Raw genomic sequence first — 22,216 nt, forward strand, 5'->3', positions numbered from 1 at the left:
GATATGTTGGAAACGCTAATGATCATTTTATCGGATTAAACCAAGAAAAATGGCTGCATATTCAAGCTTGTTGCAGTGGATTAAGTGATAATCAGATGCTGATAATGTGCAATATTTTTGAGGCTGTAAAATAAATTTTTATTATAATTAATAAGAGTTTAGCTTGTTGGTTGTTGTGCGCAGTTTTCTGTTTTTTAGTATATACTGGTTAAGCTTTTTAATGTCTTATTCGAGTCAAAATGAAAAAATTATTAGCGATTACCGCATTCAGTTCTTTAGGTTTAATGGCCTGCTCAACCACAGAAACATCAAAATCAATTCAGAGTCCACAAGTAACGGCAGCGGTACAACAGATTAAATATAACGGGGTTAAAGTACCTGTTTCGATTGGTAAGTTTGATAATCGTTCTAGCTATATGCGAGGTATCTTCTCTGACAATGTCGATCGTCTTGGCGGACAGGCGAAAACCATTTTAGAAACCCATCTACAGCAAACGGGCTATTTCTCGGTTTTAAATCGTGACAACCTATCTGAACTGAAGCAAGAAGTGGGGAATAGCAATACGGCTCAAACGATTAAAGGTGCACGTTATGTGATTACAGGTGATGTATCTGAGTTTGGCCGTAAAGAAGTGGGTGATCAGCAATTATTCGGTATTTTAGGCCGTGGTAAGCAACAGATTGCTTATGCCAAAGTGAATTTGAATATTGTCGATGTGAAAACGTCGGAAATTGTTCATTCAGTACAAGGTGCGGGTGAATACACACTCAGTGCTCGTGAAGTACTTGGTTTTGGCTCTACAGCCTCTTATGACTCGACCTTAAATGGTAAGGTACTGGACTTAGCGGTACGTGAAGCCGTCAACAATTTGGTCACTGATATTCAGAATAATCGTTGGACTGCACAATAAACTAGGCCGCTGTAAAATGAAAAAAATTGTTTGCGCCTGTCTGATCAGCATCGGGCTGGTTGGTTGTGCTACAGGGCCTCAACCTCTGTATAGTTGGGGCTCTTATACACAACAGACGTATTTGATGTATAACGCACCAGAAAAAGCCACACCCAATGCACAAATCATCAAGCTAGAAGCGGAAATCGAAAAAGCCAAAGCGAAAAATCTCGCTGTTCCACCTGGGCTATATGCACATCTGGGCTTGTTATCTTTGCAAGAGAATAATGCGCAAAAAGCAGTTGAGTATTTCCAATTGGAACGACAAGTGTATCCTGAATCGACTGTATTGATGAATCGCTTGTTGCAGAAAATGAATGCCAATGGAGGAATTGCAAAACCATGATCAAGGCATTTTTAGTTTCTAATCTTCTGCTTGCAGGTTTAGTACTTACAGGCTGCGCATCATCTCCTGCGGTGAATAAAGACATGACGGTATATAAGCAGCATATGCCGAAATCGATTCTGGTGTTACCACCAGTCAATGATTCACCTGAGGTAAAAGCAACTTATAGTTATTGGCCAACTGTTGTTACACCTGTTGCTGAAGCAGGTTATTACGTTTTTCCAATTTCTGTGGTTGATTCGATGTTTAAAGAGAACGGTGTGACCAATGGTCATGATGCGCAAAGCATTTCGCCACAGAAATTACAGGAAATTTTTGGTGCGGATGCTGCGCTCTATATTCGAATTAAAGAATATGGTTCTAAATATCAAGTCATTCAAAGTGTTGCAACCGTGAGCGTGGAAGCAAAACTGGTTGATTTGAAGAGTAATCAAATCCTTTGGACAGGTGAAAAGAAAGCGGTTCAATCCAGCAATAATGGCAACAATGATTTGCTTAGCTCATTGGTCGGTGCATTGGTGGAACAAATTGCCGGGAGCCTAAATGATCGTGCTTATCCTTTGGCAAGCATCGTCAATACCCAATTATTTACACCGACACAGCAGAATCCTGGTTTGGGTTTACTCTATGGACCACGTTCACCGAAATACCAACAGGACGGTATGTTAAAGTGATTTTTTAATCATCGATATCAAATAGAAAAGCCTCTAAATGAGGCTTTTCTATTTTTATGGCTTATTTTAGCGTTGGGTCACCCTGTTTCAGGAAGAAACGTAAAGTAAGCTTTTGTACCCAAGTTCCATAAGGCGGATAGAATAGTTGCGTTGGGAAGAAACGATGGCGCGCAAATACGGTTTTCGCATGTGAAAGCTCACGTAAGCCTTCTTCACCATGATAAGTCCCCATTCCTGAGTTCCCGATCCCACCAAAGGGCGCATCATGGTTGACCACATGCCAGCCCCAGTCATTGATGGTCACACCACCAGAATGGGTTTGTTTTAAGATGTACTCACGTTCCTGTGCATCAAGGCTGAAACAGTACAACGCCAAAGGACGCTCACCGGCTTGAATATAGTGAATTGCATCATCCAGTGTGTCATAAGCAAGTACAGGTAAAACGGGGCCAAAGAGCTCTTCTTTAAGAATACGCATGTCTGCTGTGCAATTCAGCACGATATGTACAGGCATACGACGTGCATCTTGCGCTCGATCGTACTCACCACAAACAATGATTTGAGCACCTTTGGCCTGTGCATCATCCAGTATCTCAAGTAAACGCTTCAGATGACGATCACTGATAATCGAGGTGTAATTGTTATTATGATGAATATTGTTGCCATACATCTGGGTGAAATTGGATTGGCATTCTGCGACGAACTCATCCACTTTTTCTTTAGGTACCAGTGCATAGTCAGGTGCAACACAGATCTGACCACAGTTGGTTGCTTTACCATGTAATATACGTTTCGCGGCATCGGCCAAAGGATAATTTCGGCTGACGAAAGCTGGAGATTTGCCGCCTAATTCTAGTGTTACAGGTGTAAGGTTTTCAGCCGCTGCGCGCATTACCACACGGCCAATCGCAGGTGAACCTGTGAATACAATATGGTTGAATGGCAAGGAGGTAAATTGAGCAGGGTCGAGAATTTCCTCACCAAAAACTGCGACTTCATCTTCACTGAAAATCTCAGCTAGCATACGTCTCACCACTGCATTGGTGGCAGGTGTCACTTCAGGCAGTTTAATCATGACACGATTGCCCGCAGCAATGGCAGCAATTAAGGGTCCTAAGGCCAAGTAAACAGGGAAGTTCCAAGGCACAATCACTCCAACCACACCTTTGGGTTGGTATTGCACACGTAAACGGTTAGATAAAAAGAGCAGTTCAGTCTGACGTTTGCTTGGACGCATCCAACGTCTCAAATGGCGAATCGCATGTTCTGCTGCAAGCACTGAACCGAGCAAATCGAGTAATTTTGATTCATCAACTGAGCGGGAACTAAAGTCAGTATGAATGGCGTTTGTAATGACATCTTGATAACGGATGATCTGTTTTTTAATGTGCAATAGCTTACTGCGGCGGTCATCGAGATCTGGATAGGGGTGAGCATCAAAAGCGATGCGTTGTTGTTTAAAAACCGAAAGCATATGTTCAGTTGCTGAATCGCCGAATGGTTGAGATGTTGAAAGTGTCATTGTTGTTCCTTTCATGCTTATTAGTAGAAGAGACTTTATGATTAATGCGTTTTGTAGTCGATATTCAATTGAGACAACAAAAAGTAATTTCGTGCCATTATGCATCATCACTCAGGGGATGAGGTGAAAAAATGCGTAAACATGCTGATAAGCATACGGTGATTAAAGCTCAATATAATCAGGCAGGATTGCATCTGAATGTAACTTTGTTTGGTATAACCCGCTTATTCAATGAAATACCGCAACATGGCGATTCCATAGCTGAGGTGTTGCAGCAGGAGGGGACAGGCATTGCATATGAAGCGCTGATAGACAAGCGCAACTGTGATTGATCGGTGAGTTTTGGTTTGGCTCAATGCAAAGTTTGATTGAATGAGTTAGAAGCCCTCATTTCAGGGAAAAAACGATTACAGCCTTCCCCGTATCTAATTATGCTGAAAAATATCAAAAAGTATTTCACTGTCTCGTAGCGTGTGATGGAGATGTCATGCAACCGGATATTTTCTAACAGCTCAAGAAATTGCAGAGCAACTAGATGTGTCTAAATGAACTGTGTAGCGGTGCTTGCTTGACGGAGACCGAAGAGTAAATTTTAGATAGCACCAAAAGACGGTGTGCTGAAGATTCCTTGGCCTCAAGCTTGAGTATTGATGAAAGATTGGGCTTTACTGATACCTCAAATTTAGAAAAGCTTATCGACGCTGGGCAGGGGGGGCACCAAATGAATATAGGGTGCATAAAACAATAGGGTTTGAATTTAAATAATGGTTGTTTTTATCAAAATATGATTTTTTTAATTTTATTTTAATATCTTGCAATTATAATAATGTTTGTCAGTTTTTGAGGCTTTAAAAATTATGTCGACTTCAATTCATGTTAACTTGAATAGAAGTTTTATAAATAAATGATATTTGCTTTGATTATGTTTTAACGCGGGCAGTTATTTTTAACCTAAAAATGCACTATAATGTGGCGTTTTTATTCTAGAGATATCTTGTTTTGATTGTTTATTATTTGGTTGGTTTTACTGTTTAGTATATAATTTATAATTAAAAACATTAATAATCATAATTTTATATTTAATATATGGTTGTATTATTTTAAAGTATTTTTCATGTGAATGAGTGTATTAAGCATATAATTAAATTAAATGAATTGCCTAAACTTAAATCGCATAGAATTTGTGCTGGACTAGGGTAGCGGTTTACCCAATAAAAAAACTTAATATGCTAAGGATTGCTTTCAATGCTGACTTTTTTAGGTATCAGCATGATCATGTGTTTCATGTATTTGATCATGTCAAAACGTCTCAGTGCATTAGTTGCATTAATTTTAATTCCATTTATCTTTGCAATTATCGCTTGGGGCTTAGGGTTTTATTTTGACAGTCTAAGTCATATTCAATTAACTGAACTCGGCAATACGATGCTCGAGGGAATTAAAAAACTTGCACCAACAGGAGTAATGCTACTTTTTGCAATCTTATATTTTGCATTAATGATTGATTCAGGGTTATTTGACCCATCAGTTAGATGGATTTTAAAGAAAGTAAAAGGTGATCCATTAAAAATTACTTTAGGAACCGTATTTTTAACTTTATTGGTTTCTTTAGATGGGGATGGTTCAACCACTTATATGATTTGTGTGGCAGCCATGATGCCTCTATACAAACGCGTCGGCATGAACCCTCTGATTATGACCTGCCTGATGTTGCTCTGTAGCGGGGTCATGAATTTGACACCATGGGGTGGGCCAACCGCACGTGCAGCGAGTGCTTTACAGGTCGATGCCAGTGAAGTCTTTATTCCAATGATTCCATCCATGATTGTGGCAGCTGCTTGGTTATTCTTCTTGGCCTATCTTTATGGCATGTACGAGCGCAAACGTTTAGGTGTGATTGAACTGGTTGATATTAGTCATGCGGATGAGATTTCCATTTCCAAAGATCCAGAAGCTCAGCGCCCACATTTACGTTGGTTTAACGGTATTCTAACGCTCGTTTTAATGGCTTCTTTGGTAAAAGGGATTTTACCAATGTCGATCTTGTTTATGCTGGGCTTCTGTATTGCCTTGGTGGTGAACTATCCTTGCGTCAATATGCAGAAAAAGCGTATTGCAATGCATGCAGACAGTGTATTGGCCGTGGTTGGGGTTATTTTTGCGGCAGGTGTTTTTACTGGAATTCTGTCTGGTACAGGTATGGTTGAAGCGATGTCTAAAGGCTTCGTAGCTGTGATTCCACCTAGTCTAGGACCGTATCTGGCACCAATTACAGGGGTGTTGAGTATGCCATTGACATTCTTTATGTCAAACGATGCCTTTTATTTTGGTGTATTACCGATTTTGGCTGAAGCTGCTTCACATTATGGAATTGCACCAGTTGAAATTGCACGTGCTTCTATTGTCGGTCAACCCATTCACTTATTATCTCCACTGGTTCCTTCAACTTATTTATTATGTGGTTTGGCTGCTGTTGAAATGGGGGATCATCAAAAGTTTACCCTGAAATGGGCATTTATTACCTGTTGTATATTAATGGGTAGTGCTTTGATATTTGGTGTTTTTCCATTTTATAATATTTGAGCTGGATTATTCATATGCTTTTATATTCTGGAAAATATGAAAGCAGATTATCTTGAGTCTATTTTATTTTAATTTTTTGCTTGAAATATAGCCAAATAGGTGTGTTTTTTAATTTTTTAGATGGTTAGGTTAATAACAATGAAGATGAAAATTGTATTTGCAATGCTAATGAGTATTGCCGCAAGTTCTACTTTTGCAGCTCCAAAAATCTATGGAGAAATTGATGTAAGTTTGGATTATTTGCCTGAAATAAATGCAAATTCATCTAATCGTGACGTATGGAAAGTGAACAGTAATAGTTCATTTCTCGGGATCAAGGGTGAGGAAAAATTAACCGAACATTTAAGTGCGATTTATTTAGCAGAATGGGCATTTTACGCAGATGGTGATAAAACAGACTGGTCGCAACGAAATCGTTTTGTTGGATTAAAAGATGACCGTTTTGGTGCAATTAAAGTTGGTAAACATAATACACCATTAAAGGATTTATCCAGCCCTGTAGATAGTTTTAATAACTATATCAGTAATAAAGCCGATATTACGGGTATTATGACGGGTGAAAACCGGGTCAATAATGTCGTGGTCTATGACTCACCTGAAATTGCATTGAATGGCGGTAATATCGAAGCCAGTGTTTTACTTGCAACAGGCGAGAGTCGAGGGATTGAAGATGACAAACGTGGCGGTGTAAATGTTGCGGGACGCGGTTTAGGAGATGCTTGGTCTGCATCGCTCAGTTATAGCCATCCATTATTTTTAGTGGGTTTAGGCTATGATAAGGCTATTCCAAGTGACTTTTTAGGACATGGTTTGTTGAATGCGGCAGAGACTGAAACCCAAGTGGAGGAGGTCTTCGCAGCTGCGAATACAGTCCGTGTCATTGGTCGTTTGACACCAATTGAAGGACTAGCTCTGAAAACGCTTTACCAGACCTCTAAAGTTGCGGATAAAAAAGGTAATGATCAGGCCGCGATGAATATTGATGATTCACAAGGCTGGCTGATTGGTGCTGAATATAAATTGCCGAATCAATCCAAATGGGCAGTGAAAGCTCAGTATAGCCAAAATTCAACCAGCTTTAAAAATGGTGAGTCAGATTTTGATGCGAAGCAATTACTGGTGGGTACCGATTATTCATTTAATAAGCAAGTGAAACTCTATGGTTATGCAGGTTATTCAATCTTTGAGCAGGCGAGTGCGAAAGATAAGCAACCTGTTGTAGGCAGCGGTTTAGAATTTAAATTCTAAAAAGTAAATATCAGCAATAAATAGGATGAAGCCATCCTATTTATTCTATAAAATGAGAGACTATTCTCGTTTTGAATAGATAAAAATTTTTGTTTTTGTTATCTAATTAATTGAAAAATAAAATAGAAAAAATTCACAATTATTTCATTTTTATCTAGTAAAGTGGTGTTATAAAACTGTCATGGACTGTGTGGATAGAAAAGAAAATGATTTTCGAAAATTTTAATATCTTTTTATTCAATAATATCAATTCCTTTGCTACGGAATTTCCTATTTTAGATAAGCTTGCCATTTTTTTTGCAAATGATTTAAATACGGTATTTATCGGTTTTCTGGTCTTTCTGTTGGTGATTCAATGGAAAACCTATAGTCTTTTATTTGCGAAAACATTATTGATCGTTCTATTTTCACTGATATTAAGTGATTTGATTGAGTTCTTTTATCACCATCCACGTCCATTTCAGCTCAATTTAGGACATAAGCTGATTGGCCATGGGGCAAGTTCTTCTTTTCCAAGTCAGCATACTTTAACGGTTACCATCATTGCATTTTCGTATTGGATGGCCGGATTTAAAAAGCTTGGTTTACTTGGCTTAGGTGTGGGCGTGATTGTGGGTCTATCTCGGATTTTTGTGGGGGTGCATTTCCCATTTGATGTTATGGGGTCATTTGTAATTGGCTTTTTCCTAGTTGTTGCAAGCAATTATGCTTTAAAAGAAATGACACTCAGAATAAGACGGATCAAACCGATTCGGTTGGTCGACTAGAAGTGATTTAGGTTGATAAAACCTTGTTACGCTAAAATGGGGCAATGCTCCATTTTTTATTGTCGTTTTATAAAAAAATTACTCGATAGTCCCAAGAGTTTACGCACTGTTTACGTTACTTCTGTGCTGGTCTCTACTAAGCTGATTCTAACCCTATAACTCGAGTGACCAGCGATGAGTGCTGTACTTGTTGAGATCAATCATCCATCTACATTTAAAAAGTTTATCCAGAGTAAAAATGACAAGATTGAAGGTGATGATATCTCTGTTGCCAAACATCAATTTTTAGAAGAAGTTGAAGCTTATTTAGAACGCTACCCAGATACACAACATATCGATATCTATTTGTGTGATTTGAATGGACATTTACGCGGTAAACGCATTGATATTGGTTGTCTGCGAAATCTGACCAAAGGTTGTTATTTCCCCTTGTCCATTTATGCCATGAGTTTAGAGGGCAAGGTCATTGAGGAGACTGGCCTTGGGAAATATATTGGAGAGCCCGATTATTTATGTGAACCTGTTTTAGGAACACTACAACCCCATGCGATTGAACCTGAAACGACTGCACAATTACTACTCAGCATGAAACAGAACATGCATCAAGATTGTTTATTCGAACCGCGCAACATCCTGAAAAAAATCAGCGCCCGATTGCATCATCAAAACTATTTTCCCTGTATTGCAGCAGAAATTGAGTTCTATTTACAGCCTTTGAACATGGCGGGGGATGTTGAGGAAACCATAACGCAATGTTTTGATATCAATACCTCTGACCATTATCAAAATGTGCTGAATGAGATTGAATGGGTTGCAAAGCAGCAGGGTATTCAGATTACCGGTATTGTCTCTGAGTCTTCTTCAAGTCAGTACGAGATCAATCTGCAGCATACGACAGAGATTTTAAAGCTATGCGATCAAATCATGTTGTTAAAAAGAACAATTAAGCAGATTGCCAATAGATATAATCTGCGTGCCAATTTTCTGGCGAAGCCTGAGATACATAAAGCAGGCAGTGGGATGCACTTCCATATGAGCCTTTTAGATCAGAATCAAAAAAATCTGTTTAGTTCAAATGCGGAGCCATCCGAAGCACTGTTAAAAGTCATGAGTGGCTTATTGTTATTTATGCCTGATTCAATGGCAATTTTAGCGCCAAACCTGAATTCCTTCCGCCGTTTCAAGTTCGGCCATCATGTACCGCTAGAGGCGAATTGGGGCGTTAATAATCGTAACGTGGCAATCCGCATTCCTTGTTCAGATCAAGACAATCAACGTTTGGAGTATCGGGTTGCCGGAGCGGACTGTAATCCTTATCTTGCGATTACAACCATGTTGATCGGTGCTTTGCATGGTTTAAGCCATCATTTAGCCATACCGAAACAGGCACATGAGTTAAAGCTGCAAAGTGAGCACATACTGTTACCGACTGAACAAATGCAAGCATTGAGGCTATTGAAGGCGAATCGGTATCTGAATGAATATTTAGGCAAAGCATTTGTCGATGTTTGGTGTACCGTGAAGCAAGCCGAATATCAGAGTGTTTATAGCCAGATTACCAGTATAGAAAGAAACTGGGATATTTAGCAGGTTGTCGTTATTTACATTGGAGCCTGATAGGGTATGCGCTTAGCGGGACTCGAACCCACGTCGGTCGCTTAGGAGGCAACTGCTCTATCCAGTTAAGCTATAAGCGCATAATTTTATGATTATAAACAAAAAAGTGATTGCATAAGCAATCACTTTTTAATGAAACCGATCAACTGTTAATCTTCAGTTTTACGATTTAAAAACTTATAGAAAATAAACATGGCGACGATCCAGATCGGAATCATCAGTACAGATTCTTTAAAGCCTTGTTGCCACATGATATACAGCACTACACCAATAAATGCCAAAACCAGATAGTTACTGAACGGAGACCATAACGCCGGGTATGAGGTCTTGATTTGTGCTGTTTTGATATGACGTTTGTATTTCAAATGGGTCAAGCTGATCATGGCCCAGTTTAAAACGAGTGCACCAACAACGACATACATTAAATGTCCGAGCGCATCTTCCGGCACAAAGTAGTTTAACAGCACACAACCAAAGATCAGGAACGCAGAGAGCAGTACTGCTGGAACTGGGACGCCTTGTTTATTGGTTTTGGTAAAGACTTTCGGTGCATTACCTTGTTGAGCCAAGCCAAATACCATACGGCTATTGGCATACATTCCGCTGTTATAGACGGATAATGCTGCTGTCAGGATAATAAAGTTAAGTAAATGTGCTGCCCAACCAATTCCCATCTGACTGAAAATCATCACGAATGGACTTTTATCTAAGCCACCAAGATCGAGTTGGTTCCAAGGCACAAGTGATAAGAGAATGGCAAGCGAACCGACATAGAACACCAAAATACGAATGACCACTTGGTTAATCGCTTTAGGAATGGTTGTCTTTGGATCTTTGGCTTCTGCCGCAGCCATACCAATCAGCTCAATTCCCCCAAAGGCAAACATCAAGAAAGCCAGCATATAGAACAAGCCTTCGAAGCCATGCGGGAAAAAGCCGCCATGTGACCAAAGGTTGCTAAATGAGGCTGTTGAGTTGGCATCTGCAGTGAAGAGGAGGAACAAACCAAACAAGATCATGGCAACCACAGCAGTTACCTTGATGATTGCTAACCAGAACTCTGATTCACCATAAAATTTAACATTGGTCAGGTTTACTGCCGTAATCACGACAAAGAAAAATAATACAGACTGCCATGCCGGAATTTGCGGCCACCAGTAATTAATATATTTCCCTACAGCCGTTAGCTCAGTCATGGCGACAAGGATGTAGAGAACCCAGTAATTCCAGCCGGTGATAAAGCCTGGAAATTTACCCCAATACTTATAAGCAAAATGACTAAATGAACCAGCAACAGGTTCTTCCACAATCATTTCACCTAAGTGGCGCATGATGAGAAAAACAATCAAGCCGCCAATTGCATACCCCAAAATAATGGATGGTCCAGCAGACTGGATAATTTGCGCAGAACCTAAAAATAAGCCCGTACCAATCGCTCCACCCATGGCAATGAGTTGGATATGGCGGTTTTTTAGTCCACGCTGAAGTTGAGAAGAATCGTTGTTCAAAGGACTGAGCTCGACGAGGAATTAACGGGATTATTCTAATAGATTCAAAGATTTTCGCCTAGTAAAAGTACAGCAATCCCATGACTGTGAAGTTGTCTTAATAAGTTGTTTAAAATCATGTTGTTGCTTTTTTTTCTGAAATAGACTCGGCTTTATCTTGCTACAGTTGAACAGGGTTTTGTTTTTCCAGCCCGATAGATTTGCATTTATGCCATTGTTAAGCCTTGGAAATATACGCAATATAATGTACAGATTTTACCCATGATGACTGATCCAACAGTAATTGGTCGTATGGTATTTTTGGCTGCTGTGCAGTAACTTGAGACCTAAAACATCGCTGCACCAAGAACATGATAAAAGGATGAAATTGACATGAGCTCAGTACCGCAAATCAAAGTCCCAGCAACCTATATGCGTGGTGGAACAAGTAAAGGTGTATTTTTCAAACTGGATGATTTACCTGAAGCGGCACAAGTAGCAGGCAAAGCGCGTGATCAACTTCTCTTGCGTGTCATTGGGAGTCCAGATCCTTATGGGAAACAGATTGATGGCATGGGAGGGGCGACCTCCAGTACCAGTAAAACCGTCATTTTGGCAAAAAGCACCCAGCCAGAACACGACGTCGACTATTTATTTGGTCAAGTATCGATTGATCAGCCTTTTGTCGATTGGAGTGGAAATTGCGGTAATTTAACGGCTGCAGTGGGTTCATTTGCCATTTCAAATGGTTTGGTTGATGCAGCGCGGATTCCTGAAAATGGTATTTGCACAGTACGGATCTGGCAGAAGAATATTCAAAAAACTATCATTGCACATGTTCCTGTGAGTAATGGACAAGTACAGGAAACCGGTGATTTTGAGCTGGATGGGGTGACTTTCCCGGCAGCGGAAGTGCAAATTGAATTTTTAGATCCTGCCGATGATGGTGAGGAAGGGGGCGATATGTTCCCGACAGGAAATGTGGTGGATCAACTGGAAGTGCCTGAAGTCGGCACATTTCAAGCAACTTTTATCAATGCAGGAATTCCAACCATTTTTCTGAATGCCGAAGAGATTGGCTATCAGGGCACCGAATTACAAGATCAGATTAATGGTGATACCGCTGCATTGGCACGTTTTGAGAAAATCCGTGCCTATGGTGCAGTACAAATGGGCTTGATTCAGGATATTTCAGAAGCAGCAGCACGTCAGCATACGCCTAAAATTGCCTTTGTCTCCCAACCGAAAAATTATAGCTCATCTAGCGGCAAAGCGGTTGCGGCAAGCGAGGTCGATTTACTGGTACGTGCTTTGTCGATGGGCAAGTTACATCATGCCATGATGGGTACTGCTGCGGTGGCGATTGGAACAGCGGCAGCGATTCCCGGCACCTTGGTGAATTTAGCCGCAGGGGGCGGCGAGCGTGCAGCGGTGCGTTTTGGTCATCCATCTGGAACCTTACGTGTTGGTGCTCAGGCAGAGCTGATTGATGGCACATGGTCAGTGAAAAAAGCCATCATGAGCCGCAGCGCCCGTGTATTGATGGAAGGTTGGGTACGTGTACCGGGCGATGCTTTCTAATTTTTCATTCTAAATTTATTGCTAAGGCCTTCATTTGAGGGCCTTATTATTTTGAATCGAATAAAAACACAAACTCCTTTTTTTCCGATAAAAAGTGTTATGATGTCGACATTCTGACAAGTCTTGTCAACTTCCTTTTATCAAGATTTCCCGAGGCAATTGTGTCATCTATTTCTCAAGTTAATGCGGATGTTCTCATACAAGCTCAACAACGTATTCAACAAGATTTATTGACAGCATTGGCTGCATTTTCAATTCCAGAACCTTTAAAGGCTGCCGTTCATCATGCAGTAATGTTAGGTGGAAAGCGCATTCGTCCCGCACTCTGTTATGCAGCAGCTTCGTTACAGCCGAATCATAATTTTGCAGCGGCGCGTCGTGCCGCAGTTGCAGTTGAACTAATCCATTGCTATTCATTGGCACATGATGATTTACCTTGTATGGACAATGACTTGCTCCGCCGTGGCCAACCCACCTGCCATGTCGCCTTTGGTGAAGACACGGCTCTATTAGCGGGTGATATTTTACAATCGATGGCCTTTGAAGTATTGGGTAGCCGCTTGTTTGACGAACAAGGACAGGGAACCGAGGCTGCGATTGTCTTGAAGCAGGTACAGATTTTAGCAACCGCCAGTTCAAGAATGGTCTGTGGTCAAGTTCTTGATTTACAGGCAGAAGGGGCGGCTAAACAGGTAGATCAAGCAGAATTAGAGAATATTCACCGTAATAAAACAGGTGCATTGATTCAAGCAGCGATCATGATGGGGGCCGTAACCATCTTTGCAGGTACTGATCAGGCGATTCCAAAGTTACGCCAGTTTGGACAGAGCATTGGTCTAGCCTTTCAAGTGCAAGATGATATTTTGGATATTACGGCGAGCACTGAAACTTTAGGTAAAACAGCAGGCAAGGATGAGCAAATGCAAAAATCGACTTATCCTGCCTTAATGGGCTTGGCGCAGGCACAAGTTTATGCGCAAACCTTACATGATCAAGCTTTTGAAGCCCTCGCTTATTTTGGTGAAGATGCCAAAGAGCTCGTTGCGATTTCTCAATTCTTGCTCGCACGTAAAAGTTAAGCTAAGCGATAGCCCTCTACTTGATGAATAATAAATAACAATGGAGTGCGGTTATATGAATGATGAACAATTAGAACAACTTGCACTTGAATATGGACAGCAACTGGCTTTTTCCATTCAGTCACAGCCTTTTGGCCCAGATTGTGAGGTATTCAAGATCTGCGATAAGGTGTTTATGTTAATTGGGGCTTATTCGGGCAAGTTGCTGGTGACGATTAAATGTAAGCCTGAGAAAAGTCTGGAATATCTGGAGTTATATCCTTCGATTTCAGCAGGCTACCATATGAATAAGAAACATTGGATCTCAATTGGCAGTGGTCGTGAAATTACAGCTGATTTACTGCAAGACTTGATTCAAGATTCCTATGATCTGGTGGTGGCAAAACTTCCTGTCAAAGATCGAAAGCTGATCCAGACAGTATAAAAAATAAAGCAGCGATAACGCTGCTTTATTTTTTAGGAACAAAGGGTTTAGTGTTTACCCATAATTCCACGAATGGCATTCAGCACATCGGCTGGAAGCACCACAGTTTTTGCGTTACTTGATTTAGAAAGATCCTGCATCGCTTTCACATATTGCTCACCGAGTAAGTAAGCCACAGGAATTTCTTTATCGCCTACAGCAGTGGTGACCATTTCAATGGCACGTTGTGATGATTCAGCAAGAACCACTTGTGCCTCTGCATCGCGACGAGATGCTTCTAAACGACCATCCGCTTCTAGAATTGCGGCCTGCTTTTCACCATCAGCTTTGGTCACCGTCGCACGACGTTGACGTTCAGCTGCTGCTTGAGCTTCCATCGCAGCTTGCATGGTGTGTGAAGGTTGAATATCTTGGATTTCAACCGTTTTCAAGGTGATGCCCCAATCTGAAATATCATCAGAAATCGCTGCTTTCAGTTTCGCTTTAATATGATCGCGAGAAGAAAGTGCATCATCCAAATCCATTTCACCTACAATTGAACGCAATGAAGTTTGAACCAGATTTTGGATGGCCCAAGTATAGTTTTCAATTCCGTACACCGCCTTTTCTGGTGTGGTGAGATTGATATATGCTACGGCATTCATTACCAACACGGCATTATCACGGGTAATCACTTCTTGCGAAGGAATATCCAAAACAATATCTTTGGTGGTAATTTTATAAGCCACCTCGTCAACATAAGGAATGACAAAGTTTAGACCAGGACTCAACGTAGTATGGTATTTACCTAAACGTTGTACAATCCATTTATAACCTTGGGGAACAATACGAACCCCTTTAAAAATAGTAACACCGATAAAAGCTAAAAAAGCTAAAACAACAATCGTACCGACAGACATTAGAAACCCTCTTTGTGTTTATGACGTATGAGGTTGAACGACCAAATCATTACCCAAAATATCAACCACGCGAACGCGATCACCCACTTGTACTGGAACAGAACAGCGGCAATGCCATTCATCAGAACCTAAAACAGGCATTGAGAAGCGTACAATCAGTTGCCCATGTTCAAGTCCGGTCTGGATAACCATACCAACCTGACCAATGGTTGCTTCGCGAGGGAGCCCAGCTTTGGTTTTGTCAATAGACAGTGGTTTAATAAACTTGAACCAAAGAATCGTGCATAAAATAGATAAAATACCCCAAGTGATTACTTGGGTGGTAAAGCCCATCATGGGGAAAAGCCACAGTAAAATACAAACCATAACTGCTGCTATACCAAACCATAATGCAGCAAAAGCAGGCAAAATCAATTCTGAAAGAATCAGTAAAATCCCTAATACAAACCAGTGCCAAGGTTCAACTACAAATTCCATAGATTTGCTCGTCTCATTAAATGGAGTGGAGGTGAAAAAATATTCACTTTAAGCACTGTAGCAGATGATTATCTTGATGAATATACAAAGATTGTTTTTTTAGTTAGGAAGGGGCAGATGATATTTTTTTAAGATCAACTGCCCAAGATTCTAATTAGAATTTAGATTTTGGAGCTGGTTTCAGTGCAGCAGGAGAATTTTTAAACGTTGTGATCGCATTTTGGATTGCTGTGATCTTGGCTTGAGCTGCTTTTTCACCTTCTAAAATAGCTTCATTACTAGACTTAAGGTCTAATGCGCCAAGATGGCCAACTTTAGGTTGAATCACCACAGTGGCTTGATTGAGCTCTTCATTAATACTTTGTTGACCCATAATATTAATAGTTTGGTCTAATAAGCCCCACATGCTTAAAGGCTTACCTCCAACTGGACGAGCAGAAATATCGACGGCAATCACAATATCCGCACCCATATCTTTTGCAGTTTTAACAGGGATTGGACTGACCAAGCCACCATCTACATATTTGGTGTTGCCAATGACAGCAGGAACAAAGACATTAGGGATACTGCATGAGGCACGTACTGCCTGACCTGCATTACCTTTAATAAATTCTGCTTTTTTACCGCTGTCTAAACGTGTTGCAACTGCGGCAAAACGGATTGGGAACTGTTCAATCGGTTTATTGCCAACCTGCGTGTTGACGTAATTCTGAAGTTTCTGCCCCAGAATAATACCCTGACTATTTAAGGTTAAGTCACGCAAATCCGATTCTTGTAATTTCAGGGCGAGATTTTGCATTTGATAAGGTGTCTGCCCACTGGCATAAATACTACCCACAAAACTACCAGCACTGGTCCCTGTAACAATTTTTGCTTTAATCCCATGTGACTCTAGTACTTTAATGACACCGATATGGGCGAAACCTTTAGCACCTCCACCACCGAGTGCAAGTGCGATTACTGGTTCACGTGCTTTAATCGCCATCGTAGAGGGGGCTTTCTTTGCGGTTTGATCACAACCCAATAATGCGAAGCCAAGAATAGCCAAGCAAGACAGTCGAGCAATTTTCATATCGAATGCAGATAAAATGTACAAAAAAGATGGGCACATCAGAGCAGATTTGCCTCTATTTTTCTAGTTTTTTTTCACAAGTTTTTGTAAGGGAGCTGCCAGCCAATGTGGGTTCTTGGGAGAGAAGTGACCTACATAACATTGCATGATCTGTTCAAGATCCTGTTGATAGTGTCCCGTTGGAATAAAGGCACCTAAACAATAAATGGTTTTATGGTCATAATCAAAGGCGAACATTACAATCGGAATACCTGCTGCATGGGCGATATGGTAAAAACCGCTTTTCATTTTTTTGGCTTTTTTACGCGTACCTTCAGGTGCCATTCCAATCCAGATTTTATCGTGTTGGCGAATGCTGGCAACCACTTGCTCGGTGAGGCCATGCGCACTATCTCGATGTACAGGAATGAGTCCTGCCCAGTTTAACAGTGGCTTCAATGGTGGCTTAAATAAGCTGTCTTTACCCAGTACAGTAATTTTTAAGCCTAGTCCGCCGATAGCGAGAAAGCCATACCAGCCGTCAATATTGGAGGTGTGTGGAGAAATAATCGCAACAGCCTTGGGAAGATTGGGAATTTCCCCGACAACAGTCCAGCCTTGGCTTAAAAAAATTTTCTTACATAACGTACGACTATAAAGCGATCCACGTTGTGGTACTAACGGGGGTAGATCTGGAAAATCCTGCGACATAAATTATAATATGTAATGACAATTACAATGATGTTAAACGCTCATGATCGACACTGCATTGGCAAAAAATAAGATTTTATTGCTATGCCGATGAAAGGATTGGATACTTGAGCTCCTCTTTATCTACGGTTATGGAAAACTGAAAATGCTTAATCTTCGTCAGGTTTACATTTTATTGTTTTCCTTATACTGGGCGCAGGGCTTACCTGTAGGTTTTATGACCCATGCGCTGCCTGTGATTTTAAGGGCACAGGGGGTGTCCTTGGCGCACATTGGTGGTTTTGGCTTATTGATGTTGCCTTGGTCGATTAAAATTTTTTGGGCGGCTTATGTGGATCGGTCTGCCATCTCAAGATTAGGCCACTACCGCAGTTGGATTCTTCCTACTCAACTTGCGAGTGTACTGATTCTGATTGTCTTGTCATTTTTCCCGATTCAGGCTTTAAACCAACCCTATTATTTGCTGATTTTTTTTGCACTCCTGTTCCTTATGAATTTAACTGGCGCAACGCAGGATATAGCGACAGATGGTCTGGCAGTCAATTTACTGAAAAGTGATCAACAACACTGGGGCAACACCTTTCAAGTGATCGGATCTCGTTTAGGTTTTATTGTAGGCGGAGGGGCAGTACTTTGGTGTCTTGATTGGCTGGAGTGGCAAAAGACCTTTCTGGCTTTGGCAGCACTGGTCTTGCTCAATACGCTGCCTGTTTTGTTTTATCGTGAACCGCAACACATGAGTAAAGGGGTAGCTAATATCGCTGATAGCGTTTCTTTAGTACAGGCGATCAAAGCTTATCTCGCTTATTTTCAGTCTTCTTCAGAACTAAAAGCATGGTTGCTGGTATTAATTAGTTTTAAAGTGGCTGATGGTTTAGCAGGACCTTTGTTAAAACCTTTAATGGTGGATATGGGCTTGAATTTCACCCAGATTGGGGTGTTTATTACCATGTTTGGTGCAGTTGCTGCATTGTTAGGAGCTGCCATTGCAGGCTTATTATTGAAGTATTTTTCCAGAACGCAAAGTTTGATTGTTTTTTCGCTGCTTAAGATCTTGAGTTTGGGGGCTTATACTATTTTGGCTCATGCTTACGAAGCTGGGCATGAAATTTCTCCAATCTGGCTTTATGTGGTCAATGCGGTTGAAGATGCCTGCTCTGCCATGCTGTTAGTGGTGATGTTAACCTTGGTTATGCAATACAGTCGTAAACAATTTGCTGGCACAGATTTTACCTTTCAAGTCTCGATTATGGCGACTGTGAGTGGCTTTCTTTATTTATGGAGTGGAGTCGTTGCGGATTGGCTCGGATATTTTCATTATTTGATTGTCATCTGCATGATTGCTGTGCTTTGTTTGTGGCCAATTATTTACTGGAAAAATTATGTAAGATGAAAGCATATTTTTATTACCGTTTTTTTACTAAACCGAACAGATGTGAAATGACAAATAGGGTTAAGTCCTTATGCTTATCTCTAGATTGAATGCTCTTCGTCGGATTTTTTATTTTTTGAATATCGCCAGGTGATTATGAAAAGTACTTAATTTGTTTTCTAATGATTTGATATATAAAATAATTTTTTAAAATATAAAAATATGGTTTAAAATCTGTGGCAGAGTTTATCACTGGCTGCAAATTAAACTTTAGTCGAAATTAGAATAAATAAATAAGATTTTAATCGTTTTGTCATATAAAGTTACTGTGTAGGATTTGTTACAAATTTAACCAGGATGTAAACAATGAAAATCAAAATTGTAACAGCAGCAGTGCTCAGTTTACTTGCAACAACCACATTTGCAGCGCCAACACTGTATGGTGAAATCGATGCCAGCGTTGATTATTTACCAGAAAAAAATGCGACTAAATCAAATAAAGATGTTTGGGAAATTAGTTCAAACAGTTCATTTATAGGAATTAAAGGTGATGAAAAACTCACTGAGCGTTTAAGTGCAGTCTATGCAATCGAGTGGGGGTTTAGTGCGGATGGCGATAGCAGTGACTGGACACAGCGTAATCGTTTTGTCGGTTTAAAAGATTCCCAATTAGGTACTTTAAAAATTGGTAAGCATGATACGCCAGTTAAACAGTTATCGAGTGTCGTTGATACCTTCAATAACTATGTCGCAAACAAGGCGGATATCACGGGTATTTTCACAGGTGAAAACCGTATTGATAATGCTGTGATCTATGAGTCGCCAGCAGTTCAGTTATTAGATGGTGCTTTTAAATTCAATGCTTTACTTGCAACAGGTGAGTCTTCTGGTATTAAACAGACTAGCGGCGGTGCAAAAGTTGCAGGTGGTGGTTTGGGAGATGCATGGTCAGCGACAGTCACCTATGAAAACCCATTGCTGGTTGCGGGTATCGGTTATGACAAAGCGATTCCAAGCACTTTCCTTGGTCGTGGTTTCTTAAATGCAGCTGAACCTGCGATTTCTGGTGGAAGTCTATTTGCAGCTGCCAATACCGTCCGTGCCATTGGTCGAGTTAATCCTGTTGAAGGTTTAGCGCTTAAAGCACTTTATCAGACCTCTAAAGTTGACGCGGTTGCTGGCAATGCATCAGGTTCAGAAAATATTGATGACGCGCAAGGCTGGTTATTGGGTGCTGAATATAATATTCCTCAAGCGAAGAACTGGACAGTAAAAGGTCAATACAGCCAAAATGATACTAGCTTTAAAACCAATACAGCTGATTTTAAAGCAAAACAAGTTATTGCAGGCGCAGACTATGCATTTAACAAACAAGTCAGAACCTATGGTTATGCTGGTTATCTAACGCTTGAGCAAGCAAGCAAAAAGGATAAGCAACCTGTTGCAGGTCTAGGCTTAGAATTTAAATTCTAAATTATCCTTCTTACTGAACACCCTTTAAGTACACCTTAAAGGGTGTTTTTGTTTGTATGGGATATGACTTGTAGTATAGTAAATCCACTACATTGAATGATTTTTTTAAGAATAAAACTAGGGTACGTAATGGAGAGATCACAAATCAGCGGGATGATGTGAAATTAAATGTCTCCCTCGATTTGTAAGTAAATCTAGAACCGAATTGCAGATATTATTGCGCCTATTATTATTTAGTTTAAGTCATTTTTAAGTTTTAATTTTTATCTTAGAGACGCTAAGAAGTTTATTTTTAGATTATGATGACCATGCTGCTACAGAAACTCAAGACAAGACCTATCTCGCTGTTAACTTTTAATGCCTTAGTTGCTATTTGGTTAGGTGTATTTTTAAATTTTGCTTTTTATAAAAAAATGGAGTCTCTTACCCCATATACTGGAATGAAAGCTGGTTTTTTTGTATTGGCTTCTATATTGGTCGTTGTTGCCATATATAACTTTCTTTTCCAGCTTCTAAGCTGGAAATGGACTGCAAAACCACTTGCAATTGCCTTGGTTTTTATTGGAGGCTTTGCTGCTTATACGGTCAATACATTAGGTGTCTGGATTACCTCTGACCAAATTCAAAACTTGATGCAAACCAATGTTGCAGAAGCACGAGATACCTGGTCATGGCATCTTGTGGTATGGACATTAGGTATGACCATCTTGCCGATTATTGTAATCTTGTTGGTGAAGATTAAACCTGAACCTGTACTACGCCAATTATTAAAAAAGGTGATTGCTTCTGTACTTTCTTTAGCTATGGTTGCTGGGCTTTTATTTGTTTTTTATGTTGATTTTGCAGCAATTTTTCGTGAGAACAGAGATCTGAAAGGAATGATTTCTCCTCAAAATATGATCGGATCTTTTATTTCATATTATAAAAAGAAAGCTCCGAAAGAAAATCTCCCATTGGTGACTTATGGTGAAGATGCACAGCATGTAGAAGCGGCAAAAGGTTTACCTAAGCTGATGGTATTGGTTGTGGGTGAAACAGCACGTGCAGAAAATTTTTCACTAAATGGATATGGCAAACAAACCAATCCTAAATTAGCAAAGCAAGACATTATCAACTTTTCCCAAGTCAGTTCTTGCGGTACAGCAACAGCTGTGTCGGTTCCTTGCATGTTCTCTGGTATGCCAAGAGAAGATTATAATGAGCGCCTTGCAAGTCATCGTGAGGGGTTACTTGATATTGCCCAACGAGCAGGTTATCAAGTGACTTGGATTGACAATAATTCTGGTTGTAAAGGTACTTGTGATCGCGTGCAACAATTCCAGATTCCTGAACCGATTCAGAAAAAGTGGTGTAAAGATGGAGAGTGTTTAGATGAGATGCTGGTTGATAGCCTAAAAGCGTATATTGAAACGATTCCAAAAGATGATACCCGACCACATTTGGTGGTATTACATCAAATGGGGAGCCATGGCCCAGCGTATTATAAGCGTGTACCACCAGCCTATCGTGTGTTCAAGCCGACATGTGATACCAATGCTATTCAGGGGTGCAGTAAAGAAGCTTTGGTCAACAGCTATGACAATACTTTGCTTTATACCGACCATATTTTAGATTCATTGATCGAAACATTAAAACCAACAACGCAGTATCAAACAGGTTTGTGGTATTTATCTGATCATGGTGAGTCGACAGGTGAGAGTGGCATGTATTTGCATGGTGCACCTTATGCCATCGCACCCTCTCAGCAGACCCATATCCCAATGCTGATGTGGTTTTCAAATACATGGCAACAACATGCAGCTAAACAGATGCAATGCCTGAAACAACAAAGTAATACTAAGCTCAGCCAAGATAATTTGTTTCCAACAATGCTGAGCCTGCTTGATGTAAAAACTAAAGTAATTAACTCCAAAGATGACATGTTGCAAACATGTCCTAACCCTTAAGGTGAAATG

20 protein-coding genes and 1 tRNA gene are annotated in these 22,216 nt (G+C 40.4%); 14 read left to right on the plus strand and 7 right to left on the minus strand.

The genetic code is table 11. The features are described from left to right. Nucleotides 1-239: 239 nt before the first annotated feature. The 3 genes from NQU59_RS07285 to NQU59_RS07295 are packed head-to-tail and all read left to right on the plus strand — an operon-like array spanning nucleotide 240 to nucleotide 1,970. The gene (locus NQU59_RS07285; protein WP_257065498.1) at nucleotides 240-911 is read left to right on the plus strand and encodes a CsgG/HfaB family protein; all 672 of its coding nucleotides are present in this window, start codon (nucleotides 240-242) and stop codon (nucleotides 909-911) included. 16 nt (nucleotides 912-927) lie between these two features. After that, nucleotides 928-1,296: a DUF4810 domain-containing protein gene (locus NQU59_RS07290; RefSeq protein ID WP_257065499.1), complete on the plus strand. Its 369-nt coding sequence runs from the start codon at nucleotides 928-930 to the stop codon at nucleotides 1,294-1,296. Continuing rightward, nucleotides 1,293-1,970 carry a DUF799 domain-containing protein gene (locus NQU59_RS07295; protein WP_257065505.1) on the plus strand — a complete coding sequence of 226 codons (678 nt, stop codon included), beginning with the start codon at nucleotides 1,293-1,295 and terminating at the stop codon, nucleotides 1,968-1,970. The genes NQU59_RS07290 and NQU59_RS07295 overlap by 4 nt, the downstream gene beginning before the upstream one ends. Before the next feature lie 61 nt (nucleotides 1,971-2,031). On the opposite strand, the gene NQU59_RS07300 is transcribed toward NQU59_RS07295, so the two are convergent. Then, the gene (locus NQU59_RS07300; protein ID WP_257065507.1) at nucleotides 2,032-3,492 is read right to left on the minus strand and encodes a coniferyl aldehyde dehydrogenase; all 1,461 of its coding nucleotides are present in this window, start codon (nucleotides 3,490-3,492) and stop codon (nucleotides 2,032-2,034) included. Nucleotides 3,493-3,623: 131 nt separating this feature from the next. Between NQU59_RS07300 and NQU59_RS07305 the strand changes: the two genes are divergently transcribed. The 5 genes from NQU59_RS07305 to NQU59_RS07325 all read left to right on the plus strand — a co-directional run bounded on the left by NQU59_RS07305 (nucleotide 3,624) and on the right by NQU59_RS07325 (nucleotide 9,677). Further along, entirely contained in the window at nucleotides 3,624-3,824 is a 201-nt protein-coding gene (locus tag NQU59_RS07305; RefSeq protein WP_257065509.1) for a hypothetical protein, read from the plus strand. A 913-nt stretch (nucleotides 3,825-4,737) separates the two neighbouring features. Beyond that, nucleotides 4,738-6,075, plus strand: a complete 1,338-nt coding sequence (locus NQU59_RS07310) for a CitMHS family transporter (protein WP_043972675.1) — start codon at nucleotides 4,738-4,740, stop codon at nucleotides 6,073-6,075. A gap of 138 nt (nucleotides 6,076-6,213) precedes the next feature. Next, nucleotides 6,214-7,323, plus strand: a complete 1,110-nt coding sequence (locus tag NQU59_RS07315) for a porin (RefSeq protein ID WP_257065513.1) — start codon at nucleotides 6,214-6,216, stop codon at nucleotides 7,321-7,323. A gap of 206 nt (nucleotides 7,324-7,529) precedes the next feature. Further along, nucleotides 7,530-8,090 (plus strand): phosphatase PAP2 family protein, encoded by a 561-nt coding sequence (locus tag NQU59_RS07320; RefSeq protein ID WP_257065515.1) that lies wholly within the window; start codon nucleotides 7,530-7,532, stop codon nucleotides 8,088-8,090. Nucleotides 8,091-8,264: 174 nt separating this feature from the next. Then, nucleotides 8,265-9,677, plus strand: coding sequence for a glutamine synthetase family protein (locus NQU59_RS07325; RefSeq protein WP_257065517.1), 1,413 nt, complete (start codon nucleotides 8,265-8,267; stop codon nucleotides 9,675-9,677). A gap of 37 nt (nucleotides 9,678-9,714) precedes the next feature. Here the strand turns inward: NQU59_RS07325 and NQU59_RS07330 are convergent. Both NQU59_RS07330 and NQU59_RS07335 read right to left on the minus strand, forming a co-directional pair. Continuing rightward, nucleotides 9,715-9,787, minus strand: a tRNA-Arg gene (locus NQU59_RS07330). A gap of 69 nt (nucleotides 9,788-9,856) precedes the next feature. After that, a complete protein-coding gene (locus tag NQU59_RS07335; RefSeq protein ID WP_005243926.1) occupies nucleotides 9,857-11,215 on the minus strand; it encodes an amino acid permease in 1,359 nt (452 codons plus the stop codon). Nucleotides 11,216-11,587: 372 nt separating this feature from the next. Here NQU59_RS07335 and prpF point away from each other — a divergent pair, with 372 nt between their 5' ends. The 3 genes from prpF to NQU59_RS07350 all read left to right on the plus strand — a co-directional run bounded on the left by prpF (nucleotide 11,588) and on the right by NQU59_RS07350 (nucleotide 14,278). Then, entirely contained in the window at nucleotides 11,588-12,775 is a 1,188-nt protein-coding gene (gene prpF, locus NQU59_RS07340) for a 2-methylaconitate cis-trans isomerase PrpF (RefSeq protein WP_005243924.1), read from the plus strand. Between the two features lie 161 nt (nucleotides 12,776-12,936). Continuing rightward, on the plus strand, nucleotides 12,937-13,854 hold the full coding sequence (locus NQU59_RS07345; protein ID WP_257065528.1) for a polyprenyl synthetase family protein: 918 nt from the start codon (nucleotides 12,937-12,939) through the stop codon (nucleotides 13,852-13,854). Between the two features lie 55 nt (nucleotides 13,855-13,909). Then, on the plus strand, nucleotides 13,910-14,278 hold the full coding sequence (locus tag NQU59_RS07350; RefSeq protein WP_257065530.1) for an MmcQ/YjbR family DNA-binding protein: 369 nt from the start codon (nucleotides 13,910-13,912) through the stop codon (nucleotides 14,276-14,278). Nucleotides 14,279-14,325: 47 nt separating this feature from the next. On the opposite strand, the gene NQU59_RS07355 is transcribed toward NQU59_RS07350, so the two are convergent. The 4 genes from NQU59_RS07355 to NQU59_RS07370 form a co-directional block, all read right to left on the minus strand. Then, complete coding sequence (locus tag NQU59_RS07355) at nucleotides 14,326-15,177, minus strand: SPFH domain-containing protein (RefSeq protein ID WP_005243918.1); 852 nt, start codon at nucleotides 15,175-15,177, stop codon at nucleotides 14,326-14,328. A gap of 18 nt (nucleotides 15,178-15,195) precedes the next feature. After that, on the minus strand, nucleotides 15,196-15,654 hold the full coding sequence (locus NQU59_RS07360) for an NfeD family protein (protein WP_005243912.1): 459 nt from the start codon (nucleotides 15,652-15,654) through the stop codon (nucleotides 15,196-15,198). Between the two features lie 154 nt (nucleotides 15,655-15,808). Further along, nucleotides 15,809-16,726, minus strand: coding sequence for a patatin-like phospholipase family protein (locus NQU59_RS07365; RefSeq protein ID WP_010589833.1), 918 nt, complete (start codon nucleotides 16,724-16,726; stop codon nucleotides 15,809-15,811). Between the two features lie 63 nt (nucleotides 16,727-16,789). Next, nucleotides 16,790-17,416, minus strand: coding sequence for a lysophospholipid acyltransferase family protein (locus tag NQU59_RS07370; protein WP_043972350.1), 627 nt, complete (start codon nucleotides 17,414-17,416; stop codon nucleotides 16,790-16,792). 145 nt (nucleotides 17,417-17,561) lie between these two features. Here NQU59_RS07370 and NQU59_RS07375 point away from each other — a divergent pair, with 145 nt between their 5' ends. The 3 genes from NQU59_RS07375 (at nucleotide 17,562) to NQU59_RS07385 (ending at nucleotide 22,207) form a co-directional block, all read left to right on the plus strand. Beyond that, the gene (locus tag NQU59_RS07375) at nucleotides 17,562-18,809 is read left to right on the plus strand and encodes an MFS transporter (protein ID WP_257065533.1); all 1,248 of its coding nucleotides are present in this window, start codon (nucleotides 17,562-17,564) and stop codon (nucleotides 18,807-18,809) included. A gap of 345 nt (nucleotides 18,810-19,154) precedes the next feature. Further along, nucleotides 19,155-20,261: a porin gene (locus NQU59_RS07380; protein WP_043972344.1), complete on the plus strand. Its 1,107-nt coding sequence runs from the start codon at nucleotides 19,155-19,157 to the stop codon at nucleotides 20,259-20,261. A gap of 308 nt (nucleotides 20,262-20,569) precedes the next feature. Continuing rightward, nucleotides 20,570-22,207 (plus strand): phosphoethanolamine transferase, encoded by a 1,638-nt coding sequence (locus tag NQU59_RS07385; RefSeq protein WP_043972358.1) that lies wholly within the window; start codon nucleotides 20,570-20,572, stop codon nucleotides 22,205-22,207. The last annotated feature ends 9 nt before the right edge of the window (nucleotides 22,208-22,216 follow it).

The organism is Acinetobacter colistiniresistens (genome assembly GCF_024582815.1).
In the GTDB taxonomy this organism is placed as follows: domain Bacteria; phylum Pseudomonadota; class Gammaproteobacteria; order Pseudomonadales; family Moraxellaceae; genus Acinetobacter.